The organism is Bradyrhizobium sp. IC3123, assembly GCF_020193625.1.
GTDB classification, from domain to species: domain Bacteria; phylum Pseudomonadota; class Alphaproteobacteria; order Rhizobiales; family Xanthobacteraceae; genus Bradyrhizobium; species Bradyrhizobium yuanmingense.
Window position 1 is genome coordinate 506,901 of record NZ_JADYVF010000005.1, and the last position, 21,317, is coordinate 528,217.

19 protein-coding genes and 1 pseudogene are annotated in these 21,317 nt (G+C 63.6%); 12 read left to right on the forward strand and 8 right to left on the reverse strand.

The genetic code is table 11. The annotated features are described in order from the left end of the window. Positions 1-57 precede the first annotated feature (57 nt). The gene (locus I6F20_RS19885) at positions 58-1,488 is read right to left on the reverse strand and encodes an ABC transporter substrate-binding protein (RefSeq protein ID WP_225127501.1); all 1,431 of its coding nucleotides are present in this window, start codon (positions 1,486-1,488) and stop codon (positions 58-60) included. Positions 1,489-1,775: 287 nt separating this feature from the next. Here I6F20_RS19885 and I6F20_RS19890 point away from each other — a divergent pair, with 287 nt between their 5' ends. From I6F20_RS19890 to I6F20_RS19925, 9 genes and pseudogenes are all read left to right on the forward strand, one after another. Beyond that, on the forward strand, positions 1,776-1,934 hold the full coding sequence (locus I6F20_RS19890; protein WP_225127503.1) for a hypothetical protein: 159 nt from the start codon (positions 1,776-1,778) through the stop codon (positions 1,932-1,934). 141 nt (positions 1,935-2,075) lie between these two features. Then, entirely contained in the window at positions 2,076-3,335 is a 1,260-nt protein-coding gene (tyrS, locus tag I6F20_RS19895) for a tyrosine--tRNA ligase (protein ID WP_225127504.1), read from the forward strand. Positions 3,336-3,647: 312 nt separating this feature from the next. Then, positions 3,648-4,826 carry a calcium-binding protein gene (locus I6F20_RS19900; protein WP_225112714.1) on the forward strand — a complete coding sequence of 393 codons (1,179 nt, stop codon included), beginning with the start codon at positions 3,648-3,650 and terminating at the stop codon, positions 4,824-4,826. 1,146 nt (positions 4,827-5,972) lie between these two features. Further along, positions 5,973-6,183, forward strand: a pseudogene (locus tag I6F20_RS38380) (hypothetical protein); the annotation flags it as partial. A gap of 88 nt (positions 6,184-6,271) precedes the next feature. Next, positions 6,272-7,510 carry an MFS transporter gene (locus I6F20_RS19905; RefSeq protein WP_225127506.1) on the forward strand — a complete coding sequence of 413 codons (1,239 nt, stop codon included), beginning with the start codon at positions 6,272-6,274 and terminating at the stop codon, positions 7,508-7,510. A gap of 67 nt (positions 7,511-7,577) precedes the next feature. Then, the gene (locus tag I6F20_RS19910; protein WP_225127508.1) at positions 7,578-8,771 is read left to right on the forward strand and encodes a M20/M25/M40 family metallo-hydrolase; all 1,194 of its coding nucleotides are present in this window, start codon (positions 7,578-7,580) and stop codon (positions 8,769-8,771) included. Positions 8,772-9,038: 267 nt separating this feature from the next. Next, a complete protein-coding gene (locus I6F20_RS19915; protein ID WP_225127509.1) occupies positions 9,039-10,241 on the forward strand; it encodes a calcium-binding protein in 1,203 nt (400 codons plus the stop codon). Positions 10,242-10,407: 166 nt separating this feature from the next. Next, positions 10,408-11,493 carry a mandelate racemase/muconate lactonizing enzyme family protein gene (locus I6F20_RS19920; protein ID WP_225127510.1) on the forward strand — a complete coding sequence of 362 codons (1,086 nt, stop codon included), beginning with the start codon at positions 10,408-10,410 and terminating at the stop codon, positions 11,491-11,493. Positions 11,494-11,718: 225 nt separating this feature from the next. Continuing rightward, entirely contained in the window at positions 11,719-12,867 is a 1,149-nt protein-coding gene (locus tag I6F20_RS19925) for an amidohydrolase (RefSeq protein ID WP_225127511.1), read from the forward strand. 1 nt (position 12,868) lies between these two features. Here I6F20_RS19925 and I6F20_RS19930 read toward each other — a convergent pair whose 3' ends face one another. Beyond that, the gene (locus I6F20_RS19930; RefSeq protein ID WP_036026065.1) at positions 12,869-13,093 is read right to left on the reverse strand and encodes a hypothetical protein; all 225 of its coding nucleotides are present in this window, start codon (positions 13,091-13,093) and stop codon (positions 12,869-12,871) included. A 90-nt stretch (positions 13,094-13,183) separates the two neighbouring features. Here I6F20_RS19930 and I6F20_RS19935 point away from each other — a divergent pair, with 90 nt between their 5' ends. Further along, on the forward strand, positions 13,184-13,906 hold the full coding sequence (locus I6F20_RS19935; protein ID WP_225127512.1) for a DUF72 domain-containing protein: 723 nt from the start codon (positions 13,184-13,186) through the stop codon (positions 13,904-13,906). A 1-nt stretch (position 13,907) separates the two neighbouring features. Here I6F20_RS19935 and I6F20_RS19940 read toward each other — a convergent pair whose 3' ends face one another. Then, on the reverse strand, positions 13,908-15,095 hold the full coding sequence (locus I6F20_RS19940; protein ID WP_225127513.1) for a CaiB/BaiF CoA transferase family protein: 1,188 nt from the start codon (positions 15,093-15,095) through the stop codon (positions 13,908-13,910). Positions 15,096-15,278: 183 nt separating this feature from the next. On the opposite strand from I6F20_RS19940, the gene I6F20_RS19945 reads away from it, so the two are divergent. Both I6F20_RS19945 and I6F20_RS19950 read left to right on the forward strand, forming a co-directional pair. Continuing rightward, entirely contained in the window at positions 15,279-15,521 is a 243-nt protein-coding gene (locus tag I6F20_RS19945; RefSeq protein WP_156446846.1) for a hypothetical protein, read from the forward strand. 266 nt (positions 15,522-15,787) lie between these two features. Continuing rightward, a complete protein-coding gene (locus tag I6F20_RS19950; protein ID WP_225127514.1) occupies positions 15,788-16,675 on the forward strand; it encodes a VOC family protein in 888 nt (295 codons plus the stop codon). Positions 16,676-16,705: 30 nt separating this feature from the next. On the opposite strand, the gene I6F20_RS19955 is transcribed toward I6F20_RS19950, so the two are convergent. The 5 genes from I6F20_RS19955 to I6F20_RS19975 are packed head-to-tail and all read right to left on the reverse strand — an operon-like array spanning position 16,706 to position 21,317. Beyond that, positions 16,706-17,755 carry a LacI family DNA-binding transcriptional regulator gene (locus I6F20_RS19955; protein WP_225127515.1) on the reverse strand — a complete coding sequence of 350 codons (1,050 nt, stop codon included), beginning with the start codon at positions 17,753-17,755 and terminating at the stop codon, positions 16,706-16,708. Then, entirely contained in the window at positions 17,752-18,396 is a 645-nt protein-coding gene (locus I6F20_RS19960) for a ThuA domain-containing protein (protein WP_036004213.1), read from the reverse strand. Before I6F20_RS19960 ends, I6F20_RS19955 begins: the two co-directional genes overlap by 4 nt. 10 nt (positions 18,397-18,406) lie before the next feature. Beyond that, on the reverse strand, positions 18,407-19,504 hold the full coding sequence (locus I6F20_RS19965; protein WP_225127516.1) for a Gfo/Idh/MocA family protein: 1,098 nt from the start codon (positions 19,502-19,504) through the stop codon (positions 18,407-18,409). A gap of 21 nt (positions 19,505-19,525) precedes the next feature. Further along, on the reverse strand, positions 19,526-20,371 hold the full coding sequence (locus I6F20_RS19970; protein WP_225127517.1) for a carbohydrate ABC transporter permease: 846 nt from the start codon (positions 20,369-20,371) through the stop codon (positions 19,526-19,528). Further along, complete coding sequence (locus I6F20_RS19975) at positions 20,364-21,317, reverse strand: carbohydrate ABC transporter permease (RefSeq protein ID WP_225127518.1); 954 nt, start codon at positions 21,315-21,317, stop codon at positions 20,364-20,366. The genes I6F20_RS19970 and I6F20_RS19975 overlap by 8 nt, the downstream gene beginning before the upstream one ends.

The window sequence follows — 21,317 nt, forward strand, 5'->3', positions numbered from 1 at the left end:
GTATGCCGAGGCGACTAGTGCAACCGCCGCGCGCACACCGGAGGCACCTACGACACTTCATCCCCGCGGCGTACCACCGTGGCTCGCTACCGCGCCCCGAACCGTTTCGAGATTGGACCGTTGCAATGCGGCTCGTCTCTCGGCAATGGCATTGCTCAGGAGGTCGAGCACCAGTCCGAAGGCCGCAAGCTCCTCTTGCTCGATCGCGCCGTCGTCGTAGCATTCGAGCGTCTCGGCGATGATGGTATCGGCCTCGCGCCGCAATGCCACGAGCTCCTGATTGGATTCCGCGGTCCTCGCGCTGGAAATCATGGCCAGGATTCTGTTGCGGTGGCTGGTGTTGTCGTCCCTTTCGTCGCGGTTCAAGTAGCGGCGCAGCCACGCGGCGGCGGATCCGATTCCGGAGAGAAGCAGGAGTCCGAACCAGAAATAGTCGCCATACCGGTCGAGAAACGTGCGTTCGTTGCCGTCGATGACGGCCGCCGCGCCCTGGTGGACCTGCAGCTCGCCGTCCTTCTCGGGGTCGGGTTTGGTGATGTGCGCAGCGCCAGGGACCTGCCTCGCGATCGCCTGACGAACGACAAACAGCTGACGGAAAAACGCGGCGATCGTTGCTTCGGGCAGGCTCTTTCTCGCCACGATCAGATGGCTGACACTGACAGTTTCAACCTTCTCGCCTGGCCAGGCTGGATTCGCATTGAAGACGCTGGGCGGAATCTCCTCTGATTCATACCGGGGATGCCTGATGGCGATCGCTTCCGATGCATCGATGGCGAGAAACTTCGGCTCGCCGCGCGCTCGCGCCGTCGCGGCAACGGCGTCGGAGGTGATCTTGCTGTCGAGGGGCCCGACCGCCATGAAGGCATCGAGGGTGAGATCGCGCGCGAGCTCATCGATTTGGTCGGTGCCGAATTGTGCCACGGCGACCTTGTCGGGCTGCACTCCAGAGGCGCTCAGGATGACGCGCAGCAGCGCGGGATTCACCGGCGTCCGCCCGATCACGCCGACACGGCGCCCCGAGAGATCGGCGACCTCGTTGATCTTCGGCGACGGCTTTCTTTTCAAACCCTTGCCCGCAAGTCCGGAAGGTGCCCAGAGCACGACGAAGTTCTTGCGTACGAGCGCGACGGTCTGCGCCTCGGCCGGCATGTCCAGGTCTCCGCGGCCGACGGCAAGATCGGCCTTCCCTGACCCGAGCAGGGCGAGAGCTTCCATCGCTCCGTCGGCCTTGATCGGACGCAGCCTGACGGTTCGGCTTTCGCTGGCGAACGCATCGGTCATCGCCTGAATGACTTTGCAGTCGTCGCTGCCAGGCGGCCCGACGGCGATCCGGAGAACCTCCGGCCGCAAGGCGTAATAGAGCGCACCCGCCGCGACGCCGAAGACGAGAAATCCAACGGCGAGAATCAACAGAAGGAAATTGCTCCGTCGCCGCTCTCGGCGGGCCGCGTCGCTGGTCGTCTGACTTGTACTCTCGGACGAGGACATTGCCGTTGCCACCGCATGTCGTGGCGCTTCCTGGTGAGCAGGATACCACGTGTTCCCGAGATAAAGTCTTTGCGCTCGTTCCGGTTCACGACGGCTGCGATAAGCCCGCCGAGGCAGCGGCCGTCACGCACGCGGCAGCGCATCCGATCACCGGCCTCCTGCCTGGTCATTCACCCTATGATACGGAGAAGCCATATTCCGGCATGAGGGGGTCCCGCTGCCGCCCTTGGCGCCCGCCCCCCTCGATCATGTAACCCAACCCAAGACCTTCTCGGGACGGGACGCTCATGACCACCGCCGACAACGCGGGCACCGCCACCCGCGCGCTGATCTTCGCGCTGGTCGCGCTCGCCTGCGGCCACATGCTGTCGACCTTGCTGCGCACCATCGCACGCGGGATAAAACAGTTGCATTTGCAACGATGCTGCTTTAAAGGCTCTGCATGATCGAGTTTGTGCAAATCGCAGCCAAGTATTACGCGACGTTTCCATAGGGAGCGGCGCGTTTCGATCATGTCTTGAAACAAGCCGCCGTCGGGCGGCTTTGTTATTCCGGAGACCTCCTGACGGCAATTCCAGGAGATTCCGATGAAAGATTTTGGGTTTTCAGTCGACCAATTCCAGCCCCGATCTCAGGCTCTGAGAACGCTGATCGAACGCGGCCACTTAAATCAAGCTACCAACTTAGCTGGCATCGACGCCGCGTTTGAAGCGGGCACCGTCACCGCTTATGTCGGGTTCGACGCGACGGCGGACAGCCTGCACGTTGGTCACCTTCTGCCGATCATGACGTTGCGCCGTCTTCAGCAGGCGGGCCATAGACCGATTGTTTTGATCGGCGGGGGTACCACCAGAATTGGTGATCCAAGCTTCCGTTCCGATGCTCGCCCCATGCTGACTGATGCGCAGATTGCCGCGAATATCGACGGCATCAGAACCGTGTTCGAACGCCTTTTGACTTTTGGCGACGGCCCAACCGACGCTGTGATGGTCAACAATGCCGATTGGTTGGACGGTGTCCACTGGATCGACATGCTTCGCGAGGTCGGGCGGCACTTCTCGATCAATCGGATGCTCTCGTTCGACAGCGTGAAATCGAGACTTGGGAAACAGGAGAATCTGACCTTCCTAGAGTTCAATTACATGATTCTTCAGGCGTTCGATTTTCTGGAGCTTTCCCGTCGATGCGATTGCGGCTTGCAAATGGGGGGAGCTGATCAATGGGGTAACATCGTGAGCGGAATCGACCTGATACGGCGATTGGACAGGAAGGAAGTGTTTGGGCTGACTGCTCCGCTGTTAACGACCGCTTCGGGAGCGAAGATGGGCAAAACCGCAGCAGGAGCCGTGTGGTTGAACGCGGACCGCTTGTCACCTTACGAATACTGGCAGTTCTGGCGAAACACAGAAGATGCTGACGTCGGTCGGTTTCTCAGACTGTTTACGGACCTTTCTACAGTCGAGATAGGGAAGCTCGAGAACGACGGATCTGAGATAAACTCCGTTAAAGAGCGGCTTGCAACTGAAGCCACGGCTCTCGTCCATGGTATCGACGCCGCGAAGCATGCAGCCGCTACCGCGCGGCAGGCGTTCGAAGGACACGGTGTGCCGGTCGGTGTGCCGACGTTGGAGTTGAATGGTGCAGAGCGCGACCGCGGAATACCCTTGCTGGAATTGCTGGTTCGTACGGGTTTGACCAGTTCCAAAGGCGAAGGGAGGAGGATGATCTTGGGGCGAGGTATCAAACTGAATGACACGGTCGTCGAGAACCCTGACCTAATAGTGCAACCGTCTTTATTGCCGGTCAAACTTTCGGTGGGCCGCAGGCGGCACGCGGTTGTGAGGTGAAGCCTGGTGGAGGTGGCGATGAATGCGCATGTCCCCTTTGGGTCAGAAGCGTCGGTCTGGCGTTCCACTGCAAACGTCCGCTCTAACACTGTAAAGCGACATCTAGCGGCAGCGCCTCAGGGGACGCCGCGGCTAACAGTTGCCGCCAAACCTCCAACCTCTGTTGGCAAGCCGCTGCCAGCGTGAGGGCGCGCGGCGGTCGCAATCAAGTCCAATTCCGAGCGCATCTCGGTCATCAACCCGACGTAGCTTTGACCGTTGAAGCGATCCTCACATCATCACGTCCTCTCCGCCTTTGAAATTGGAGTTGCCATGCGCCGTTTGCCCAACGACACGATCACGCTGACCCTCCCGCAAGTTAGCTTCGAAACTTTATTCGGCGACCCTGAGTTCCCGGCCAATGCGCGTGGCGGCAACGATAACATTACGATTAACATCGAGAGCATGACGTTCGTCAATCTGGTGGGCGATACGGCGACCCTGCTGGATCGATCCCACGGTGGCAACGACACACTCAGGGTGAACATCACGGGCTCGCTCAATACCGTCATCGTAGACGGCGATGCACAATCCATGTCAGGCCACGCTAAGGGCGGCAACGACACGGTGATCGGCGACAGCACGAGCTCGGTTCGCAGCGGCTTCACACTCTATGGCGACGCCGAGGGCGCCATGTCGGATCACGTGCAGGGCGGTAACGACATCGTCATCGGCGCGTTCGGTGGCCGATCATTGAACACACTGATCGGTGATGGAGCAACCATGTCCGGGCACGTCCATGGCGGCAATGACACGCTGATCGCTCTCCAGACCGGCCAGACCGGCTCGGCTCTTCTGTACGGCGATGCCTTCGGCCTGACCGATCATGCGCGCGGCGGGAACGACAATCTCACCTTCACAATCGGGGACGAAGCCCAAACCGGAGGCGGCAGATTATACGGCGACGGGGGCGGGCTGTCGGGTGGAGCCCGTGGCGGGAACGATACCCTCACCGTTGTCGATTTCCACGGCAATCTTCACTTCTATTCCTTCCTGCTGATTGGCGATGTCGATTCCATGTCCGGCAACGCGCAGGGGGGCAACGATGTCCTCACGGGCGGATCGTACGTCGACACGTTGATGGGCGATGCCCGAACCTACGATCCAGCGGCCCCAGGTTCGATCATAGGCGGCAAGGACATCCTGAACGGCAAAGGCGGCAATGACGAGATGTGGGGCGGACCGAACAGCGACATCTTCGCGTTCGACAAGGGCTCGGGACAAGATCTGATACATGACTTCAATCAAGGAAATGATATCGTCGGCAGCACGGCGGGCGAGCACGACCTGATCGACGTGCAGGACTACGGATTTGCGGATTGGACGGCGCTGAAGAGCTTGATCACCGACGATGGCTCCGGAAACGCTGTGATTCACCTTACCGCGAGCGATACGATAACGCTGCAGGGCGTCCGAACGGCGGACCTGCATGCGACGGACTTTATCGTGTAGGAGCATCGACACGCTTGGAGACGATCCCCTCATAGTTAAGCTTAGTTGCGGCTTCGAACACGCCAACTTTAGCTTGCGAGCATGCCATCTTCGGTGACGCCGGCCGTTAAGCGTGCCATCTGCTACTGACCACGCCGTTGCGATCACAACCGTAAACGTCCCATCGATCGTGCGATTGAGTTCTGGTAGAAATGTGGCCTTTTCACCCAGCGCTGCAATTCGCCGATAATCTCGTCGGCAGTTGATTGTATAACCGCATTTGCCCTCTCCACCCGTACCATGCGGCAGTGATGGGCCAACAGCGGAAGTCCGGATTCGCGCGCGGGGGGCGCCCCTGAGGGAAGCCTATCAAACCAAAAGGTAGGCCGCACCGGGTCAAGGCCATTGATGCCCGTTGCGGGTCAAGGTCGGTCCTGCCATCGCTCAAATTGGACGCAAGTACGTCTCCAATCGGGCCGGAAGCGGAAGTCTGAGTTGCGCCGGATCAGCTCTCGTTGCGACGTGGAAACAGTGTGCCGAAAAGCTCTCGGAGAGAATATCGGCGATAGTGGGCGCCGTATGAAAACCGCAGCCTTCGTTCCCGCTGCTTTGCGATTGCCATTCCGTGACGGAAATAGAGAGCGATTGTCGCGAGAATGGCGATAACGCCAATGATCCAGTGTCCGGACCAGAACAGCGCGATGCTAATGAGCCAAACGACGAAACCCGCAACCAGCCAAAGAAAGCAATAGCCAATGTACGAGGGATAATCCGGCATCTTGTTTATCGGCATAATCCTCCCCCTCGTCACCGTGACGAGTTGCAATGCCCACCAACTTAGCTCTAGCAGTCAAACTATATGCCCACGAAATGGGTAAATTTCCATACGTTGAGCCGCGAACCACCATACCATTTTTTCTGTCGCCGTAGCCGCCGCAGCACGTCCGCAGTGCGTCACGAGCGGCGAGGCGAGGTGACCACAACAGGTCCGCTTTCGGATGCAATGCGACCGGTTGAGCCTGCCATCCGGGCCATGATTCAAGCGACCAGTCGGAAGAGGCCGAAACCTGCGCTCCGAACTCACAGGCAATGAATGGCTTGCCATTCTGCCGATGCTGCCGAACAAGTCGCGCGGCATGCCACGATTGAATGAACGTCGTCCGGTCGAAAAGCGATCGCAGCGATCCGATCTGCTTTAGCCATTGTCGCGCTCGCAACCCCTTCGACGTGCTTCAAGCAGTGCCATCAGGTGGCGGCGCACTACTACAGGCTTGCAGGACACTACCGTGGGCTTCGTGCATCTATCCGCCTTGGGCCGGCCGGACGTTATGAGTCCGCGCCCTGGGCCAAAACGGCCCCCTCAATGAGCCACCAATGATCTCCGGCAACCTGATCAACCTCTCGAGGTTGGCACTTCGCCCTCAATCCTGTAACCCAACCCAAGACCTTCTCGGGACGGGACGCTCATGACCACCGCCGACAACGCGGGCACCGCCACCCGCGCGCTGATCTTCGCGCTGGTCGCGCTCGCCTGCGGCCACATGCTGTCGACCCTGCTGCGCACCATTCCGGCGGTGAGCCTCGACCTGATGGCGGCGGATTTCCACATCGAGCCGCAGGCGCTGGCGAGCCTCACGTCGGTCTACCACTTTGCCTTTGCAGCCTCGCAGATCCCGGTCGGCGCGGCGATGGACCGGTTCGGCGTGCGGCCGGTGTCGCTCGCCCTGCTGGCGGGAACCGTGTTCGGCGCGATGGCCTCGGGGTTTGCGACGGGGCCCGAGAGCTTCGCCGTCGGGCAACTGCTGCTCGGCGTCGCCACCTCGGGCATGCTGATGTGCCCGATGACGCTCGCAGCCAAGCAATTGTCGGCGGCGCGATTCGGATTGTGGTCGGGCGCCATCCTCTCGATCGGCAATATCGGCATGCTGCTGTCGGCGAGCCCGCTCGCTTTCGTGATCGATACTTACGGCTGGCGCGCCGGGTTCTGGATCTCCGCAATCGGCGGCATCCTCGTCGCGCTGGCGGTGTTCGTACTGGTGCCGCACCAGCCGGCCGAGCACAAGGACGAGTCCTCGCCGCTGTCGCAGATGATCGATGTGGTCAGGCTCGGCCTGTCACGGCCGCTGCGCGGCGTGATCGCGCTGGCGATGGTGTCGCTGGCGAGCACGCTGGTGCTGCGCGGCCTGTGGGGAGGACCCTGGCTGATGGAGATCAAGGGCCTGACGCGGATCGAGGCCGGCAACCAGCTCGGCGCGTTCACGCTGGCGATGATCGCAGGCCCGCTGCTCGTCGGCATGATCGACCGCAGGCTCGGCCGCCGCCGCGAGCTGGTCGCCGGCACGCATGCGATCGCGGCGCTACTGCTCGCGCTGATGGCGCTGGGAGCGCCGCACTTTGCCGTTGCATGGCTGTTCGGCGTGAACGTCATGCCGCCCTCCTACGATCTGGCATTGTTCGTGCTCATCGGGCTCTTCACCTCGGCGCAGCCGCTGCTGTTCGGCATGTCCAGGCAACTCGTCGATGCGCAGGTCGCCGGCAAGGCGCTTGCGGCCGTCAATCTCGCCTTCTTTCTCGGCACTGCGCTGATGCAATCCGTCACCGGCGCGGTGGCCGCACTCGCGGGGCTGCCGGCGGTGCTGCTGTTCATGGCGGCGGCACTGGCGGTCGGCGTGCTGATTTTCTTGATCTACACGCAGCGCGTCTGAGCCCCTTGCGAAATGCGGAAGCGCAGGAGATGCTGCGCCGCCATCCGCATCAAGGGAATTCGAGTCCATGCCTGTCGACACCAAAGCCGCCACCGATCGTCTCATGCGCTTCCTCGCCGTGGAGGGCGTCACCGGGCAGGAGGCGGCGATCGGGCGGGAGCTCACGGCTGCGCTGAAGGAGAGCGGTGTGCCGGCGAAGGCGATCCGGCTCGATGACGCCAACACGCGCATTCCGGTGCCGACCGAGACCGGCAACCTCATCGTCGACCTGCCCGGCCGCGGCGCGCTGCACAACCATCCACGCATCATGTTCATGACCCACATGGACACGGTGCCGCTGTGCGCCGGTGCCAAGCCAAAGTTGACGGGGCGCAAGATCGTCAACGACGCCAAGACCGCGCTCGGCGGCGACAATCGCTGCGGCTGCGGCGTGCTGGTGACGCTGGCCGCCGAGCTCCAAAAGCAGAAGCTCGATCATCCGCCGATCACGCTGTTGTTCTGCGTGCGCGAGGAGAGCGGGCTCTATGGCGCGCGGCACGTCAAGCTCGACGAGCTCGGCAAGCCCGTGATGGCGTTCAACTATGACGGCGGCTCGGCCTCCAACGTCGTGATCGGGGCCGTCGGCGCCGACCGTTGGACCGTCGAGATCTTCGGCCGCGCCTCGCATGCCGGCGTCGCACCCGAGCGCGGCATCTCCTCGACCATGATCATGGCGCTGGCGCTTGCGGACGTGAAGGCCGGCGGCTGGTTCGGCAAGGTCGTGAAGGGCAAGAGGCAAGGCACCAGCAATGTCGGCCCGGTCACCGGCGGCGAAGGCCGCCCCGCGGGCGATGCAACCAATGTCGTCACCGACTACGTGCATGTGCGCGGCGAGAGCCGCAGCCACGACGGAAAATTCTTCAAGGAGATCACCAAGGCCTACAAGGCCGCGTTCGAGAAGGCGGCCAAGAAGGTCACCAACGCGCAAGGCAAGTCCGGCAAGGTCAAATTCAAGGCCGAGACCGACTATTATCCGTTCCGCATGAAGGAGAACCTGCCGGTGGTCAAACGCGCGATCGAGGCGGTGTCTGCCGTGGGCGGAACGGCGAACGTGCGCGCCGCCAATGGCGGCCTGGACGCCAACTGGATGGTCCGCCACGGCGTTCCGACCGTGACCTTCGGTGCCGGCCAGAACGAGGCGCACACGGTCGACGAATGGATCAATCTCGACGAATACGACCGCGCCTGCGCGCTGGCGGTGCAGCTCGCGACGATGCGGTGAGATGGCAAACGGCACGTCATAGCGCTTTAACACGGCTCTGATCTAACGAGTCGATCGCGGTTTCCGTGAAGTCCGCACCTGTCCCGTGCTGCCATCGATGGCGAGCACCGTCACGCGGTTCCTCGGCCGCAATCAAACCGAGTCAGGAGCAAACCTCCGCCATCAACTCCAAGTAGATTCAGATCCAAGCGTGACCGCAGTGCGTCTCGCCGAGACCTCCGCTGTTTTCAGAGTCACGCGACTGACATGAAATGGGAGTGATGCGCCATGCGCACGATGCCGAACGACACCCTGATCCTCACCTTTCCGGACTTCAGCCAAACCGCGACCATCGTCGGAGATCCCAACTTCCCGATCGACGGCTGGGGCGGGAACGACACGGTGACGGCAACCATCCTCAACACGGACGTGTTCGTTACGCTGATCGGCGAAGACACGGTCATGCAGGGCAATTCCCACGGCGGCAACGACACGCTCACGGCGAACGTGGATTATCCCTTTAGCGGCGCCACCATTATGGGCGACGCCGAGACCATGTTGGGCAATGCTGCAGGCGGCAGCGACACGCTCACCGCCGACGCCGGCGGCAATTTCCGCTCCAACATCTCCATTTACGGAGATGCCGGAGGCGACATGTCGGGCAACACGCAAGGCGGCAATGACACGCTGACAGGCGTGACCGGTGGGCGCGCCTTCGAGAACGTGTTCAGCGGCGATGCCGGGGGATCCATGAGCGACAACGCGCATGGCGGCAACGACACGCTGAACGTATTCGAATATGCATACGAAAGCACGGCGACCCTCAGTGGGGATGCCATCGGTGCCATGACCGGCAATACAATCGGTGGCAACGACGACCTCACGCTCGGCATCAGCAGCGGCATGGCGATCGGAGGTGGAACGCTGGCCGGCGATTCGCTCACGTCATTGACCGGCAATGCCCAGGGTGGCAACGATACCCTGACCTTCGTGACGAATGGCGGCGAGCCGCCGCCGGCCGTCTACGGCTCCCAGCTGATTGGCGACGCCATGAACATGTCCGGCAGTGCGCGTGGCGGCAATGACATCCTCAATGGCGGAGAGTTCACTGATCATCTCTACGGCGATGCGCGGACTTATGCGCCATCTACCCCTGGCTCTATCACCGGCGGCACGGACACGCTGAACGGCGGCGCGGGTAATGATCAGCTGTGGGGCGGACCGAACAACGATGTTTTCGTCTTCACGGCCGGCTCCGGCAACGACGTCATCAACGACTTCAATCAAGGCAACATCGCGGTCGGCAGCACCGCGGGGGAACTCGACGTGATCAACCTGCACGACTACGGTTTTGCCGACTGGGCGACCCTGTCCGGCCTCATCAGCGATGACAGCTCGGGCAATGCGGTGATTCAGCTCACTGCCAATGATACCATCACCCTGAGCGGAGTGCATGCGGCCTCGCTGGAGGCGACTGACTTCATAGTCTAGCGTAAGGTGGGTTAGCCCCGCGGATTGCGCGAAGCGCAAACCGCGGGGCGTAACCCACCATCTTCGTATCCGCGGAGACAGAAGAGGTGGGTTACGCCAGCGGCCTGCGCTTCGCGCAGCCGCTCGGCTAACCCACCCTACGAAGAACAAAAATCAGGGAGGCACCATGCCACGCATCGCAAACATCGAGACCGGGCTCTACCGGATCCCCCTCCCCATCACCCTGTCGGACTCCACGCATGGCGACATGACGGCGTTCGAGCTGCTCACCTGCCGCATCCGCGATGCCGATGGCGCCGAGGGCGTCGGCTACACCTATACGGTCGGGCGCAACGGCGGGGCTGTGGCCGACATTCTCGAGCGCGAGATCCCGCCGCTGGTCGAAGGACGCGAGGCCGACGATACCGAGGCGATCTGGCATCATGTCTGGTGGGGGCTGCATTATGGCGGGCGCGGCGGGCCGGCGGTGCTGGCGCTCTCGGCACTCGACATCGCGCTGTGGGATCTGAAGGCGCGGCGCGCCAAGCTGCCGCTGTACCGCCTGCTCGGCGGCTTCGATGCGCACGTGCCGTGCTACGCCGGCGGCATCGACCTCGATCTCTCCGTCGATGCGCTGCTGAGGCAGACCGACGGCAATCTCGCCAAGGGTTTTCGCGCCATCAAGATGAAGGTCGGCCGGCCCGACCTCAAGTCCGATGTCGCGCGTCTCTCCGCGATGCGGCAGCATCTCGGCGACGGCTTTGCGCTGATGGCGGATGCCAACATGAAATGGACGGTCGAGGAGGCGATCCGCGCCGCGCGTGCTTTCGTTCCTTTCGACCTCACCTGGCTGGAGGAACCGATCATCCCCGACGACGTCGCCGGCCATGTGCGTATCATGCAGGCAGGCGGCGTGCCGATCGCGGCGGGCGAGAATCTGCGCTCGCTGTGGGAGTTCAAGAACTACATCGCCAGTGGAGCGGTGTCCTACCCGGAGCCCGACGTCACCAATTGCGGCGGCGTCAGCGCCTTCATGAAGATCGCGCGGCTGGCGGAGGCGTTCAACCTGCCCGTCACCAGCCATGGCGCGCATGACATCACCGTGCACCTGCTCGCGGCCTGCCCGAACCGATCCTATCTGGAGGCGCACGGCTTCGGGCTCGACAAGTATATCGAGCATCCGCTGGTGCTGAAGGACGGGCTGGCGCTGGCGCCCGATCGGCCGGGTCATGGGATCGGGTTTGACTGGAAGGGGCTGGCGAAGCTGGCGTAACACCCATTGCTCGTCATTCCGGGGCGCGACGAAGTCGCGAACCCGGAATCTGTTGGGCCGCGGAGCTCGCTGCACGATGGATTCCGGGTTCGCGCCAAGAGGCGCGCCCCGGAATGACGGAAAAAGCGCACATTGCTGCACGCGAGGCATTCCAAGGTGCAGGGTGCATGGCGGTGATAATCCTTTATGGTGACGGCAACCGACACCTTGCGAGAGACGCCTGCCTTGTCCCCCGAACTGCACCAAAAACTGACCGCGTGGCGGCGGCATCTTCACGCCCACCCGGAGCTGTCGCTCCAGGAGAAAGAGACCGCCGCGTTCGTGCAGAACAAGCTCACCGAGCTCGGCATTCCCTTCGAGGCTGGAATCGGCGGCCACGGCATCGTCGCGACCTTGAGGCGCGGCCACGCGCAGAGGCGGGTCGGCCTGCGCGCCGACATGGATGCGCTGCCGATCACCGAGGATACCGGGCTGCCCTACGCTTCGAAGACATCCGGCGTGATGCATGCGTGCGGCCATGACGGCCATACCGCCGCGCTGCTGGGCGCCGCAGCGCTGCTCGCGGGCGACACCGATTGGAGCGGCACGGTCGATTTCATCTTCCAGCCGGCCGAAGAAGGCTTTGGCGGCTCGCGCGCGATGGTCGCCGCCGGCTTGTTCGATCGCTTTCCGATGGAGCGGATATTCGGCTTCCACAACTGGCCGGGCCTTGCCGCCGGCACCATCGCCGTGCACGACGGCGTGGTCATGGCCTCCGGCGGGCGCATCACCATCACGATCGAGGGCCACGCCGGGCACGCCGGCATGCCGCATCTGACGCGCGATCCCCTGGTGGCGGCCGGGCACCTCATCGTCGCGCTGCAATCGGTCACCTCGCGCAGCGTCGATCCGCTCGACACCGCCGTGCTGTCGCTGTGCACGATCGAAGGCGGCACCGCGCCGAACCAGATCGCCGGACGCGTCACCATCCGCGGCACGCTGCGCTATCACCGCGAAGCGGTCAAGGACGTCATCCTCGACGGCATCACGCGCACCTGCGCCGGGATCGCGACCAGCTTCGGCGTCAAGGTCACGCCCGAGATCGTCTGGGGTGTCGGCGTCGTGATCAACACGCCTGATGAGGCCGACCTCGCGCGCATCGCCGCAGAGAAGGTGCAGGCGCGGGTGCGGCGTGATCTCGCGCCTAGCATGGCCGGCGAGGATTTTGCCCATTATCTGCAGCAGCGGCCCGGCGCCTTCGTCTGGATCGGCAATGGCGAATTGCGCGATGGCGCCGAGCTGCACGGCCCGCGCTACGATTTCAACGACGCGATCCTGCCCGTGGCATCAAGCTGGATGGCGGAAGTGGCCAAGGCGGCGCTGGCGACGAACTGACTTAGGAGATCTCGCGCGGCAGCTTCCAGTCCGGCCGCGGCGCGAACGTCTCCTCCGTCTCTTCGATGCGCTCGACGTGATAGCCGGCCGGCAGAATGTGGCCGCCCTCCTCGTCCGCAATGGGGACGTCCGTGACGAGGCCCTCGATCAAGGCAGCTTCCCACACTTCCTTCTCGGTCGGAAAGGGATTGCCGATCTGCTTGTTGCCTTCGAACAGCGCGTACATCGGTTCCGGTCCTCGCGTTCACGCTCACGAGAAACGTATCGGCCGCACGGACGTTCCCTCCGGCAAATGGCAACGGATGGTACGTAAAACATGGCGCGCGTTCTGATCGGAACTTCGGGCTGGCACTACGCTTCCTGGCGCGGCCCGTTCTTCCCCGAGGGCGTGACGCTGAAGCAGCAGCTCAGCTACTATGCCGGGCAGTTCGACACCACGGAGCTGAACGGGGTGTTCTACCGCACGCCAACGCCGGAGGCGGTGACGGGATGGCGGGAGCAGACCGGCCGCGATTTCGTGTTCGCCTGGAAGGCGTCGAAATTCATCACGCACTGGAAGCGCCTGTCGGAGCGCTCCGTCAACAGCCTCGAGCTGCTGGAGGACCGCATCTCCAGGCTCGGCGGCAAGGCCGGCCCGATCCTGTTCCAGCTGCCGCCGCAATTCGAGGCGAATGCGGACCGGCTCGCCTCGTTCTTCAAGCTGCTGTCGCGGAAACGCCGCTACAGTTTCGAATTTCGTCATCCGAGCTGGTATCAGCCGCGCATCCTGCGCATGCTGGCTGAGGAGAACATCTCGCTGTGCCTGTCCGATCATCACGACGCGCCGGCGCCGTGGAAGCGCACAGCGGATTTCGTCTATGTGCGCGGACACGGGCCAAGCGGGCGCTATCACGGGCACTATACCAAACCCACGCTGGCGCAATGGGCCAAGCGCATCAAGTCGTGGAAGCGGCAGGGCTGCGACGTCTATGTCTATTTCGACAACGACCAGAAGAGCGCAGCACCCGCCGATGCAAAGGCGTTGAAGCAGCTGCTGTGAGTTAGATGATGCCGCTCTGCCGAAGCGCCGCGATCTCGTCCGCATCGTAGCCGAGATCGGCGAGGACGCGGTCGGTGTGCTCGCCGAGCGTCGGCGGACGGTGCGCGATCTCGCCCGGCGTTTCCGACAGCCGCACCGCGGCGCGGGCGACCGGCGCCTGCTTCGGCAAGCCCGGATAGTCGACGTCCTGCATGAAGCCGGCGGCGCGGATGTGCGGATGATCCAGCGCCTGTTGCGGCGAGAGCACGGGGCCGGTCGGAATCATGGCCTGGCCCAGCGTGTCGACGGCCTCCTGCGTGGTGCGCTCGGCACACCAGCGCGCCATCCGCTCGCTGATGAGCGGGCCGTTGTTGCCGCGGCTGATGTCGTCGGCAAAGCGCGGATCATTCAGCCACACATCCTCCTCGCCCATCAGCCGCGCCCAGCGCTTGAACAGCGGATGGCCGGTGACCTGGCAGAGCACCCAGCCGTCTTTGGTGCGGTAGATGTCGGCGGGCGCCGCGGTCTGGCCGAGATTGCCCGTCGGCACGCGGTTGACGTCGATGACGGCCTGCTCGATCAGCGTGGCATTGGTGAAGGACAAAGCGGTTGCGAGCAGCGCGCCTTCGACGATCTGCCCCCGCCCGGACTTGCCGCGCTCGATCAGCGCGGCGAGCGTGCCGAACGCGCAGTGCAGCGCAGTGCCGAAATCGACCCAGTTCACCGCCGCGCGGTACGGCGGATCTCCGGTGCCGGTCATGTACACCGAGCCCGACATCACCTGGCCGACGCCGTCGAAGCCGACGCGGTCGGACCACGGGCCCGGCCCGCCGAACGCGGTCGCCGTGGTCAGGATGATGTCCGGCTTGATCGCCTTCAGCGATTCGTAGTCGAGCTTCATCGCGCGCAGGGTCTGCGGCGGCAGGTTGGCGACCACGACGTCCGCGGTCGCGATCAGGCGGCGCATCACCTCCTGGCCTTCCGCCTTCATTGGATCGAGTGTGATGCCCTTCTTGTTGCGGTTGATCTGGAGGAACAGCGCGCCCTCGCCGCCTTCGCCCACCGGCGCGACGAACCGATCCTCGCTGCCGTCGCGCTTCTCGACCCGGATGACCTCGGCCCCGAACTCGGCCAGCAAGGTCGCGCAATAGGGCCCGGCGATATAGCGCCCGAAATCGAGCACGCGCACGCCCTCCAGAACTCCTCCCATCGGCTTCTTCCCTGTTGTTCCAAGGAGATTACAGGGACTGGCTGCCACGGCAAGATCAAGACAGGCATGGGCCGGCCCTCATGTATGACGGCGCGGATTCAGGTCTTGCGACAAAGGAGCAGGCGCCAGGAACGATTCGAGCATCGGAGGCTTGGTTTTTTTAGTCCAAACAAGGAGAACCCGATGAAAAAACTAGCGACGATTGCGACTGCTGCTGCGTTGGCTGTGACTTCCACGATTGCTTTGGCCCAAGGTGGCGGCGGCGCCGGGAGCGCGGGCGTTGATCGGACCAATAACAGCATGGCGAATGACGCTGGCAAGGGCGGCCCCAAGACGACGACCGGCGCCGGCAAGACGTCCGGCAGCAAAGTCAAAAGCTCCACCGATCACGGAGAAAAGACCGGGGAAAAACTGCGGGGCCAATAACGGGCAATCCGCAGAAGAAGAGACCGCTCCAGGGCGGCCTCCTCCGATGTGCTTCCGATCACGGTTAGGTGACGACGCGGGAGGAGTATCCCTCCAAAGAACTAGCCGCCGAGAGGCGGCTAGTTCTTGACCTTGTATTTTTCTTATTTCTTCACGGCGTCAGCCGCACCTCGCATCGCATGGCCCGGGGCCCGGCGAAAGCATTCGACGGCTGGAAACTATGCTCTAAGATGCACGCGTTTGTCCCCAGCGAGAAGCGCACGACCATGCCGCAACAATTCGATCGGTCCGCAGAAGATCTCGGCAACGCCATCCATTTCGAGCACGTCAATATCCAGGTCCCGGACCAGCGCCTCGCCACGCTGTTCTACGTCGCCGGGCTCGGACTCACCCGCGATCCCTACCTGATGGTGTCCGACACCAACATGTGGATCAACGCCGGGCGGAGCCAGTTTCATCTGCCGAGCGGCCGGCCGCAGGTGCTGCGCGGACATATTGGCCTCGTCATCGAAGGCCGCGAGGCGCTGCTGGCGCGGCTTGCATCGGTCGCGAAGAAACTCGAGGGCACGACGTTCGCGTTCAGGGAGCATAACGACCATGTCGAGGCGGTTTGCCCCTGGGGCAACCGCGTGCGCTGCTACGAGCCCGACGCGGCGCGGTTCGGCCGGATCGCGCTCGGCATTCCCTATGTCGAGTTCGACGTGCCCAAGGGATCGGCAGCCGGCATCTGCGCCTTCTACCCTGAAGTCATGGGCATGCCCGCGAGCTTGCGGAACGGCGATGGCACTGTGGCCGCCGTGAAGACGGGCCGCAACCAGCATCTGCTGTTTCGCGAGACCGACCGGCCGCAAGCCGACTATGACGGTCACCACGTGCAGATGTACATCACTGACTTCTCCGGCCCCTACCGCAAGCTGCTTGCGCGCAAGCTGATCTCGCGCGAGGACAATCAATACCAGTACCGGTTCTGCGACATCGTCGACCTCGACAGCGGCAAGAAGCTGTTCACGGTCGAGCACGAGGTGCGCTCAGTGACCCATCCGATGTTCATGCGTCCGATGGTCAATCGCAATCCGGCGCTCAACAACCGCAATTACGCGGTCGGCCACGACGAGTCGGCTTGGGCGATGGGGCCGGATCAGTACGAGGGGTAGTCCTCGCGCGGCGCTTCCGTGCGCTTCACGCTACGGCAGATTGTCCCGCAGGAAGATGTCGATGCGGATGCGCTCCTGGTCGGGGCTGATCGGCTCGCCAGAACAATGCGCGAGCAGGACTCGCGCCGCAGACCGCGCCTCGTGGCCGGCATCCTGGTTGATGACGGCGTCGAGCGTGCCGCGCACCAGGAACCGCCTGGTGTGCTCGGTCAGCTCATGGGTGATCCAGACCACCTCGCGCGCGCGGCCCGAGGCCTCGAGCGCATCGGCGATGCCGCGGTTTCCGGCGCCGCAGCAATAGATGCCGCGGAGATCGGCATGGCGGGCGAGCAGCGCGGCCGTGAGGTCCCGGGTGCGGTCGCTGTCGTCGCGCCCCTCGATGACAGGCAGTGCGGACAGGCTCGCATACTCGCTCGACAGGATCTGGTGGAAGCCGAACTGCCGTTCGGTGTGGTCGCGCAGCGACAACGATCCCGCAATCACGGCGACGGTGCCCTCGCGCCCGGCAAGGAAGCGTCCCATCAGCGTGGCGGCCGTGCGGCCCGCGGCCGGATTGTCGATCCCGACATAATGCACCCGGGACGAACTCGGCGCGTCCGACACCAGGGTGACCACGGCAACCCCGCGCGCGACGAGCTCGTCGATCGCGGCGCGCACCCGGGGATGATCGAGCGCGATGACGGCGACGCCCTGATAGGCCGGCGAGAGGTTCTCCAGCGCTCGGGCAAGGACATCGGGGTCGAACACGTCGACATGGTGGATGTCGATGAAGCCGCGATGGCCGGCGAGCCAGTCCGCAGTGCGCACGACCTGCTCGCTGAGGTTGGTCATGAAGCTGTTGCTGCCGGTCGGCAGCACGAAAGCGAAACGGAAGGTCTGCCCGCGGGCGAGCCGCGCCGCGGCAACATCGGCGCGATAGCCGAGCTTTGCCACCGCGGCCTCGACACGGGCGACGGTCTTGGCGCGGACACCCTCGCGCCGGTTGACGACGCGATCGACGGTGGCGAGCGAAACGCCCGCGGCGCGCGCGACGTCCTCGAGCGTGGCCCGAAGCACCGGCTGGGTCGCGCCTTCAGTCATTCGCGCGCGGCCCATAGCATGCCGCGGGTCATCAACGTCCGGATCTCCGGCACGTCGAGCTCGTAGGCGCGGTGGCCCAGCGAGGAATAGAATACCCTCCCCGCGCCATAGCGCTTCTTCCACACCACCGGCATCACCACGCCCTCGATCCAGGGCGCGTGCTCACCGGTGAAGGTCGTCGTTGCCAGGACCTCGATGGCGGGATCGACATGCATGTAATATTGCTCGGACCGATGCTCGAAGCTCTTCAGACCCGTCATGATCGGATCATCCGGCTTCGTCAAGTCGACCTTGTAGTCGATGATGTTGCCGGGATGGGCGACCCACTGCCCGCCGCACAGGAACTGGTAATCGACCGATTCGCGGAAGGCATCGCACATGCCGCCATGATGGCCGGCTAGCCCGACGCCGCTGCGCACCGCATCGCAGAGGTTGAGCGCTTCCGCCTTCTCGATCTTGGACATCGTGTAGATCGGTATGATCAGCGACAGATCGTGGATCGCGGGATCGGCAAAGGCTGCCGTCGTGGTTTCGATCCGCACCTCGAAGCCTTCGGCCTTCAGCCAGCCACGGATCATCGACGCGCAGAGATCGGGATCGTGTCCCGGCCAGCCACCCCATACAATCATTGCCTTGCGCATGGTCATACCCTCAATCGATCTGTCCGGTTTCGCGTCCCGCCGGCAGCATCGCCGGCCGCTCGACGCGGCTCTCGATCTTGACGCGGCGGCCCTCGTCGGCGGAAGTCTGGAACGCCTCCATCACCTCCAGCACGTGGAGGGCGAGCGCGCCGCTGGCGCGATGCGGCCGGTCGTTCAGGATCGCGCCAGCCATGTCGGCGACGCCGATCGAGCGGAACTCGCCCTCGACGTGGCCGTGCGTCAGCGGCATCGCCTCCCATTCGCCGCCGGTCTTCGCCACCTGCACCTCGCCGCCGAAGCGATTTGGATCCGGCACCAGCATGCTGCCCTTGTCGCCGTAGATCTCGATCGGCGCATGCCGATGTTTCGGCACGTCGAAGCTCATCGTGATCGACACGACGGCGCCGCTTTCGAACTCCAGCGTCCCGGCGACATGGGTCGGGACCTCGACCGGAATCAGCGCGCCGTTCATCGGCTGGCTGGTCACGAGGCGCTCGGTCTTGGGGCGCGCGGTCGAGCCCATCACGCTGGCGACCGGGCCGAGCAATTGCACGAGATCGGTGATGTAATACGGCCCCATGTCGAGCATCGGCCCGCCGCCGCGCAGGTAATAGAAGCCAGGCGCCGGATGCCAGCGCTCGTGGCCGGGGCAGCCGAAGAAAACGCTGCCCGCGACGGGCGTGCCGATCGCGCCGTCGTCGATCAGCTTGCGCGCGGTCTGATGGCCGCCGCCAAGGAACGTGTCGGGCGCGCAGCCGACGCGCAGGTTCTTCTGCGCGGCAAGCTCCATGACCTTGCGCGCCTCAGTGACATTGATGCCGAGCGGCTTCTCCGAATGGACGTGCTTGCCGGCGTTCAGCACCGCCAAACTGACATCGGTGTGGGCGAGCGGCACCGTGAGATTGACGATGATTTCGACGTCGTCTCGCTTCAACAATTGGTCGACCCGCATTCCCGGCAAGCCGAAGGCCGCGCCCTGGCGTTCCGCAATCTCGCTGCGCATGTCGGCGAGCGCCCTGACCTCCATGACCGGAAAGCGCTGGGCCGCCTTGAGATAGGCGGTGCTGATCACCCCGCAGCCGATGATTCCGATGCCGACTTTTCTCATGTTATCTCCTCAGAATACGGCTCATCCCTTGACCGCGCCCGCGGTGAGGCCGGCCACGATGTGCTTCTGCGCCAGCAGGAACAGAATGATCGTGGGCAGGATGGTGAGTGTGATGAAGGCCAGGATCAGGTGCCATTCGGACGAATATTCGCCCTGGTAGACCATGATGCCGAGCGGCCAGGGATACAGCGCGTCGGTGTTCAGCATCACCAGCGGCAGCAGGTAGGCGTTCCAGCTGTTGACGAAGGTGATGGTGCCGACGGTCGCCAGGATCGGACGCGACAAGGGCAACGTCACATAGCGGAAGAACTTGATGTAGCTGCAGCCGTCGACCAGCGCGGCCTCGAGCAGCTCATATGGGATGTCCTTGAAGAAGCGGCGTAGCAGCAGCACGCTCATGGCGAGGCTGAACGCCACCTGCGGCAGCGCGACGCCGAAATAAGTATCGAGCAGGCCGAGATCCCGCACCTTGATGAACAGAGGCAGCACGGCGGTCGCAGCGGGGAACAGCAGGCCCAACGTCAGATAGCTGAGCAGCATCGATGAACCGAAGAACCTGACATGGGCGAAGGTGAACGCAGCCATCGAAGCCGTGATCAGGGTCAGCGTCACCGCCAGCGTCGAGATGACAAGCGAGTTGCGCAGGAGCTGCCAGTAGCGCGCCGAGAACAGGATGTCGGCGTAGTTCTGCCATTCCCATTGTGCGGGCAGGCCGAATGGATTGACACGGAGCTCGCCGAGCGACTTGAAGCCGCCGAGCAAGGTCGCGAGCAGCGGCACCAGGACGAAGATCGCGACCAAGCCGAGGAACAGCGCCTTGAACAGCGCTGCGGGATCGAATGCGCTTCTAGCCCCGGCACTATTCATCGCGCATGAACCATCGCTTGTAGGTGAAGGCAAAGGTCACGCAGATCGCGAACAGGATGACGCCGATGGCGCTGCCATAGCCGACCCGCATGCGCGAGATGCCGTTGTTATAGAGAAAGCTCACCAACGTGTTCGAGGAATCCGCCGGTCCGCCGCGCGTCAGCGGCATGACGAGATCGAACAGCTGCAGGGATCCGATGATGGCGAAGAACACCGACAGGCGGATCGTCGGATAGAGCAAGGGGATCACGACGTGGCGCAGCGTCTGCGTCCGCGTCGCGCCGTCGATACGGGCGGCCTCGACCAGGTTCTTGTCGAGGCTTTGGAGCGCGGCGATGAACAGCATCATGTGGAAGCCGAAATACTTCCAGACCACCACAATCAGGACCGCCAGCATCGCCGTGTCGGTCGAGGCCAACAGATGCGGAGGCTCGGCGCCGAAGGTGCGCCAGATCGAGGCGACGAGGCCGTAGTCGCCGTCATAGACGAAGCTGAAGATCAGCCCCGTCGCGATCTCGGCGAGGATATAGGGCATGAAGAACAGCATGCGCAGCGCCACGGCGCCACGAAACTTTTCGGCCAGCATGAGGGCGAGCGTCAGCGCAAGCGGCAGCTGGATGGCGAGCGAAACGGCGATGATCAGCCCGTTGTTGCGCAGCGCGAGCCAGAAGGCCCGCGTCTCCAGCACGAAGCGGTAATTGTCGAAGCCGATCCAGTTCGTCGGCCTGCCGAACCCGTTCCAGTTGAAGCCCGAGTACCAGGCGGCCTCGCCGATCGGCAGCACCACGAACAGCGTGAACAGCAGCAGCGCGGGCGGCAGGAACAGGATCAGGACCGTGAAGCGGCCATCCCAGCCAGGGCCACGAACCGCGCCACGAATCCCGACCTGGGGGGCCGCCTCACCGGCAACGCCGATCGGCGACGACATCGCGATCCGTCGCGCCAC

What these genes read in the sequence shown, in the direction of transcription:
- I6F20_RS19885 (WP_225127501.1), bottom strand. Translation starts at nt 1,488, where the DNA reads ATGTCCTCGTCCGAGAGTACAAGTCAGACGACCAGCGACGCGGCCCGC.
- I6F20_RS19890 (WP_225127503.1), top strand. Translation starts at nt 1,776, where the DNA reads ATGACCACCGCCGACAACGCGGGCACCGCCACCCGCGCGCTGATCTTC.
- tyrS (WP_225127504.1), top strand. Translation starts at nt 2,076, where the DNA reads ATGAAAGATTTTGGGTTTTCAGTCGACCAATTCCAGCCCCGATCTCAG.
- I6F20_RS19900 (WP_225112714.1), top strand. Translation starts at nt 3,648, where the DNA reads ATGCGCCGTTTGCCCAACGACACGATCACGCTGACCCTCCCGCAAGTT.
- I6F20_RS19905 (WP_225127506.1), top strand. Translation starts at nt 6,272, where the DNA reads ATGACCACCGCCGACAACGCGGGCACCGCCACCCGCGCGCTGATCTTC.
- I6F20_RS19910 (WP_225127508.1), top strand. Translation starts at nt 7,578, where the DNA reads ATGCCTGTCGACACCAAAGCCGCCACCGATCGTCTCATGCGCTTCCTC.
- I6F20_RS19915 (WP_225127509.1), top strand. Translation starts at nt 9,039, where the DNA reads ATGCGCACGATGCCGAACGACACCCTGATCCTCACCTTTCCGGACTTC.
- I6F20_RS19920 (WP_225127510.1), top strand. Translation starts at nt 10,408, where the DNA reads ATGCCACGCATCGCAAACATCGAGACCGGGCTCTACCGGATCCCCCTC.
- I6F20_RS19930 (WP_036026065.1), bottom strand. Translation starts at nt 13,093, where the DNA reads ATGTACGCGCTGTTCGAAGGCAACAAGCAGATCGGCAATCCCTTTCCG.
- I6F20_RS19935 (WP_225127512.1), top strand. Translation starts at nt 13,184, where the DNA reads ATGGCGCGCGTTCTGATCGGAACTTCGGGCTGGCACTACGCTTCCTGG.
- I6F20_RS19940 (WP_225127513.1), bottom strand. Translation starts at nt 15,095, where the DNA reads ATGGGAGGAGTTCTGGAGGGCGTGCGCGTGCTCGATTTCGGGCGCTAT.
- I6F20_RS19945 (WP_156446846.1), top strand. Translation starts at nt 15,279, where the DNA reads ATGAAAAAACTAGCGACGATTGCGACTGCTGCTGCGTTGGCTGTGACT.
- I6F20_RS19950 (WP_225127514.1), top strand. Translation starts at nt 15,788, where the DNA reads ATGCCGCAACAATTCGATCGGTCCGCAGAAGATCTCGGCAACGCCATC.
- I6F20_RS19955 (WP_225127515.1), bottom strand. Translation starts at nt 17,755, where the DNA reads ATGACTGAAGGCGCGACCCAGCCGGTGCTTCGGGCCACGCTCGAGGAC.
- I6F20_RS19960 (WP_036004213.1), bottom strand. Translation starts at nt 18,396, where the DNA reads ATGCGCAAGGCAATGATTGTATGGGGTGGCTGGCCGGGACACGATCCC.
- I6F20_RS19965 (WP_225127516.1), bottom strand. Translation starts at nt 19,504, where the DNA reads ATGAGAAAAGTCGGCATCGGAATCATCGGCTGCGGGGTGATCAGCACC.
- I6F20_RS19970 (WP_225127517.1), bottom strand. Translation starts at nt 20,371, where the DNA reads ATGAATAGTGCCGGGGCTAGAAGCGCATTCGATCCCGCAGCGCTGTTC.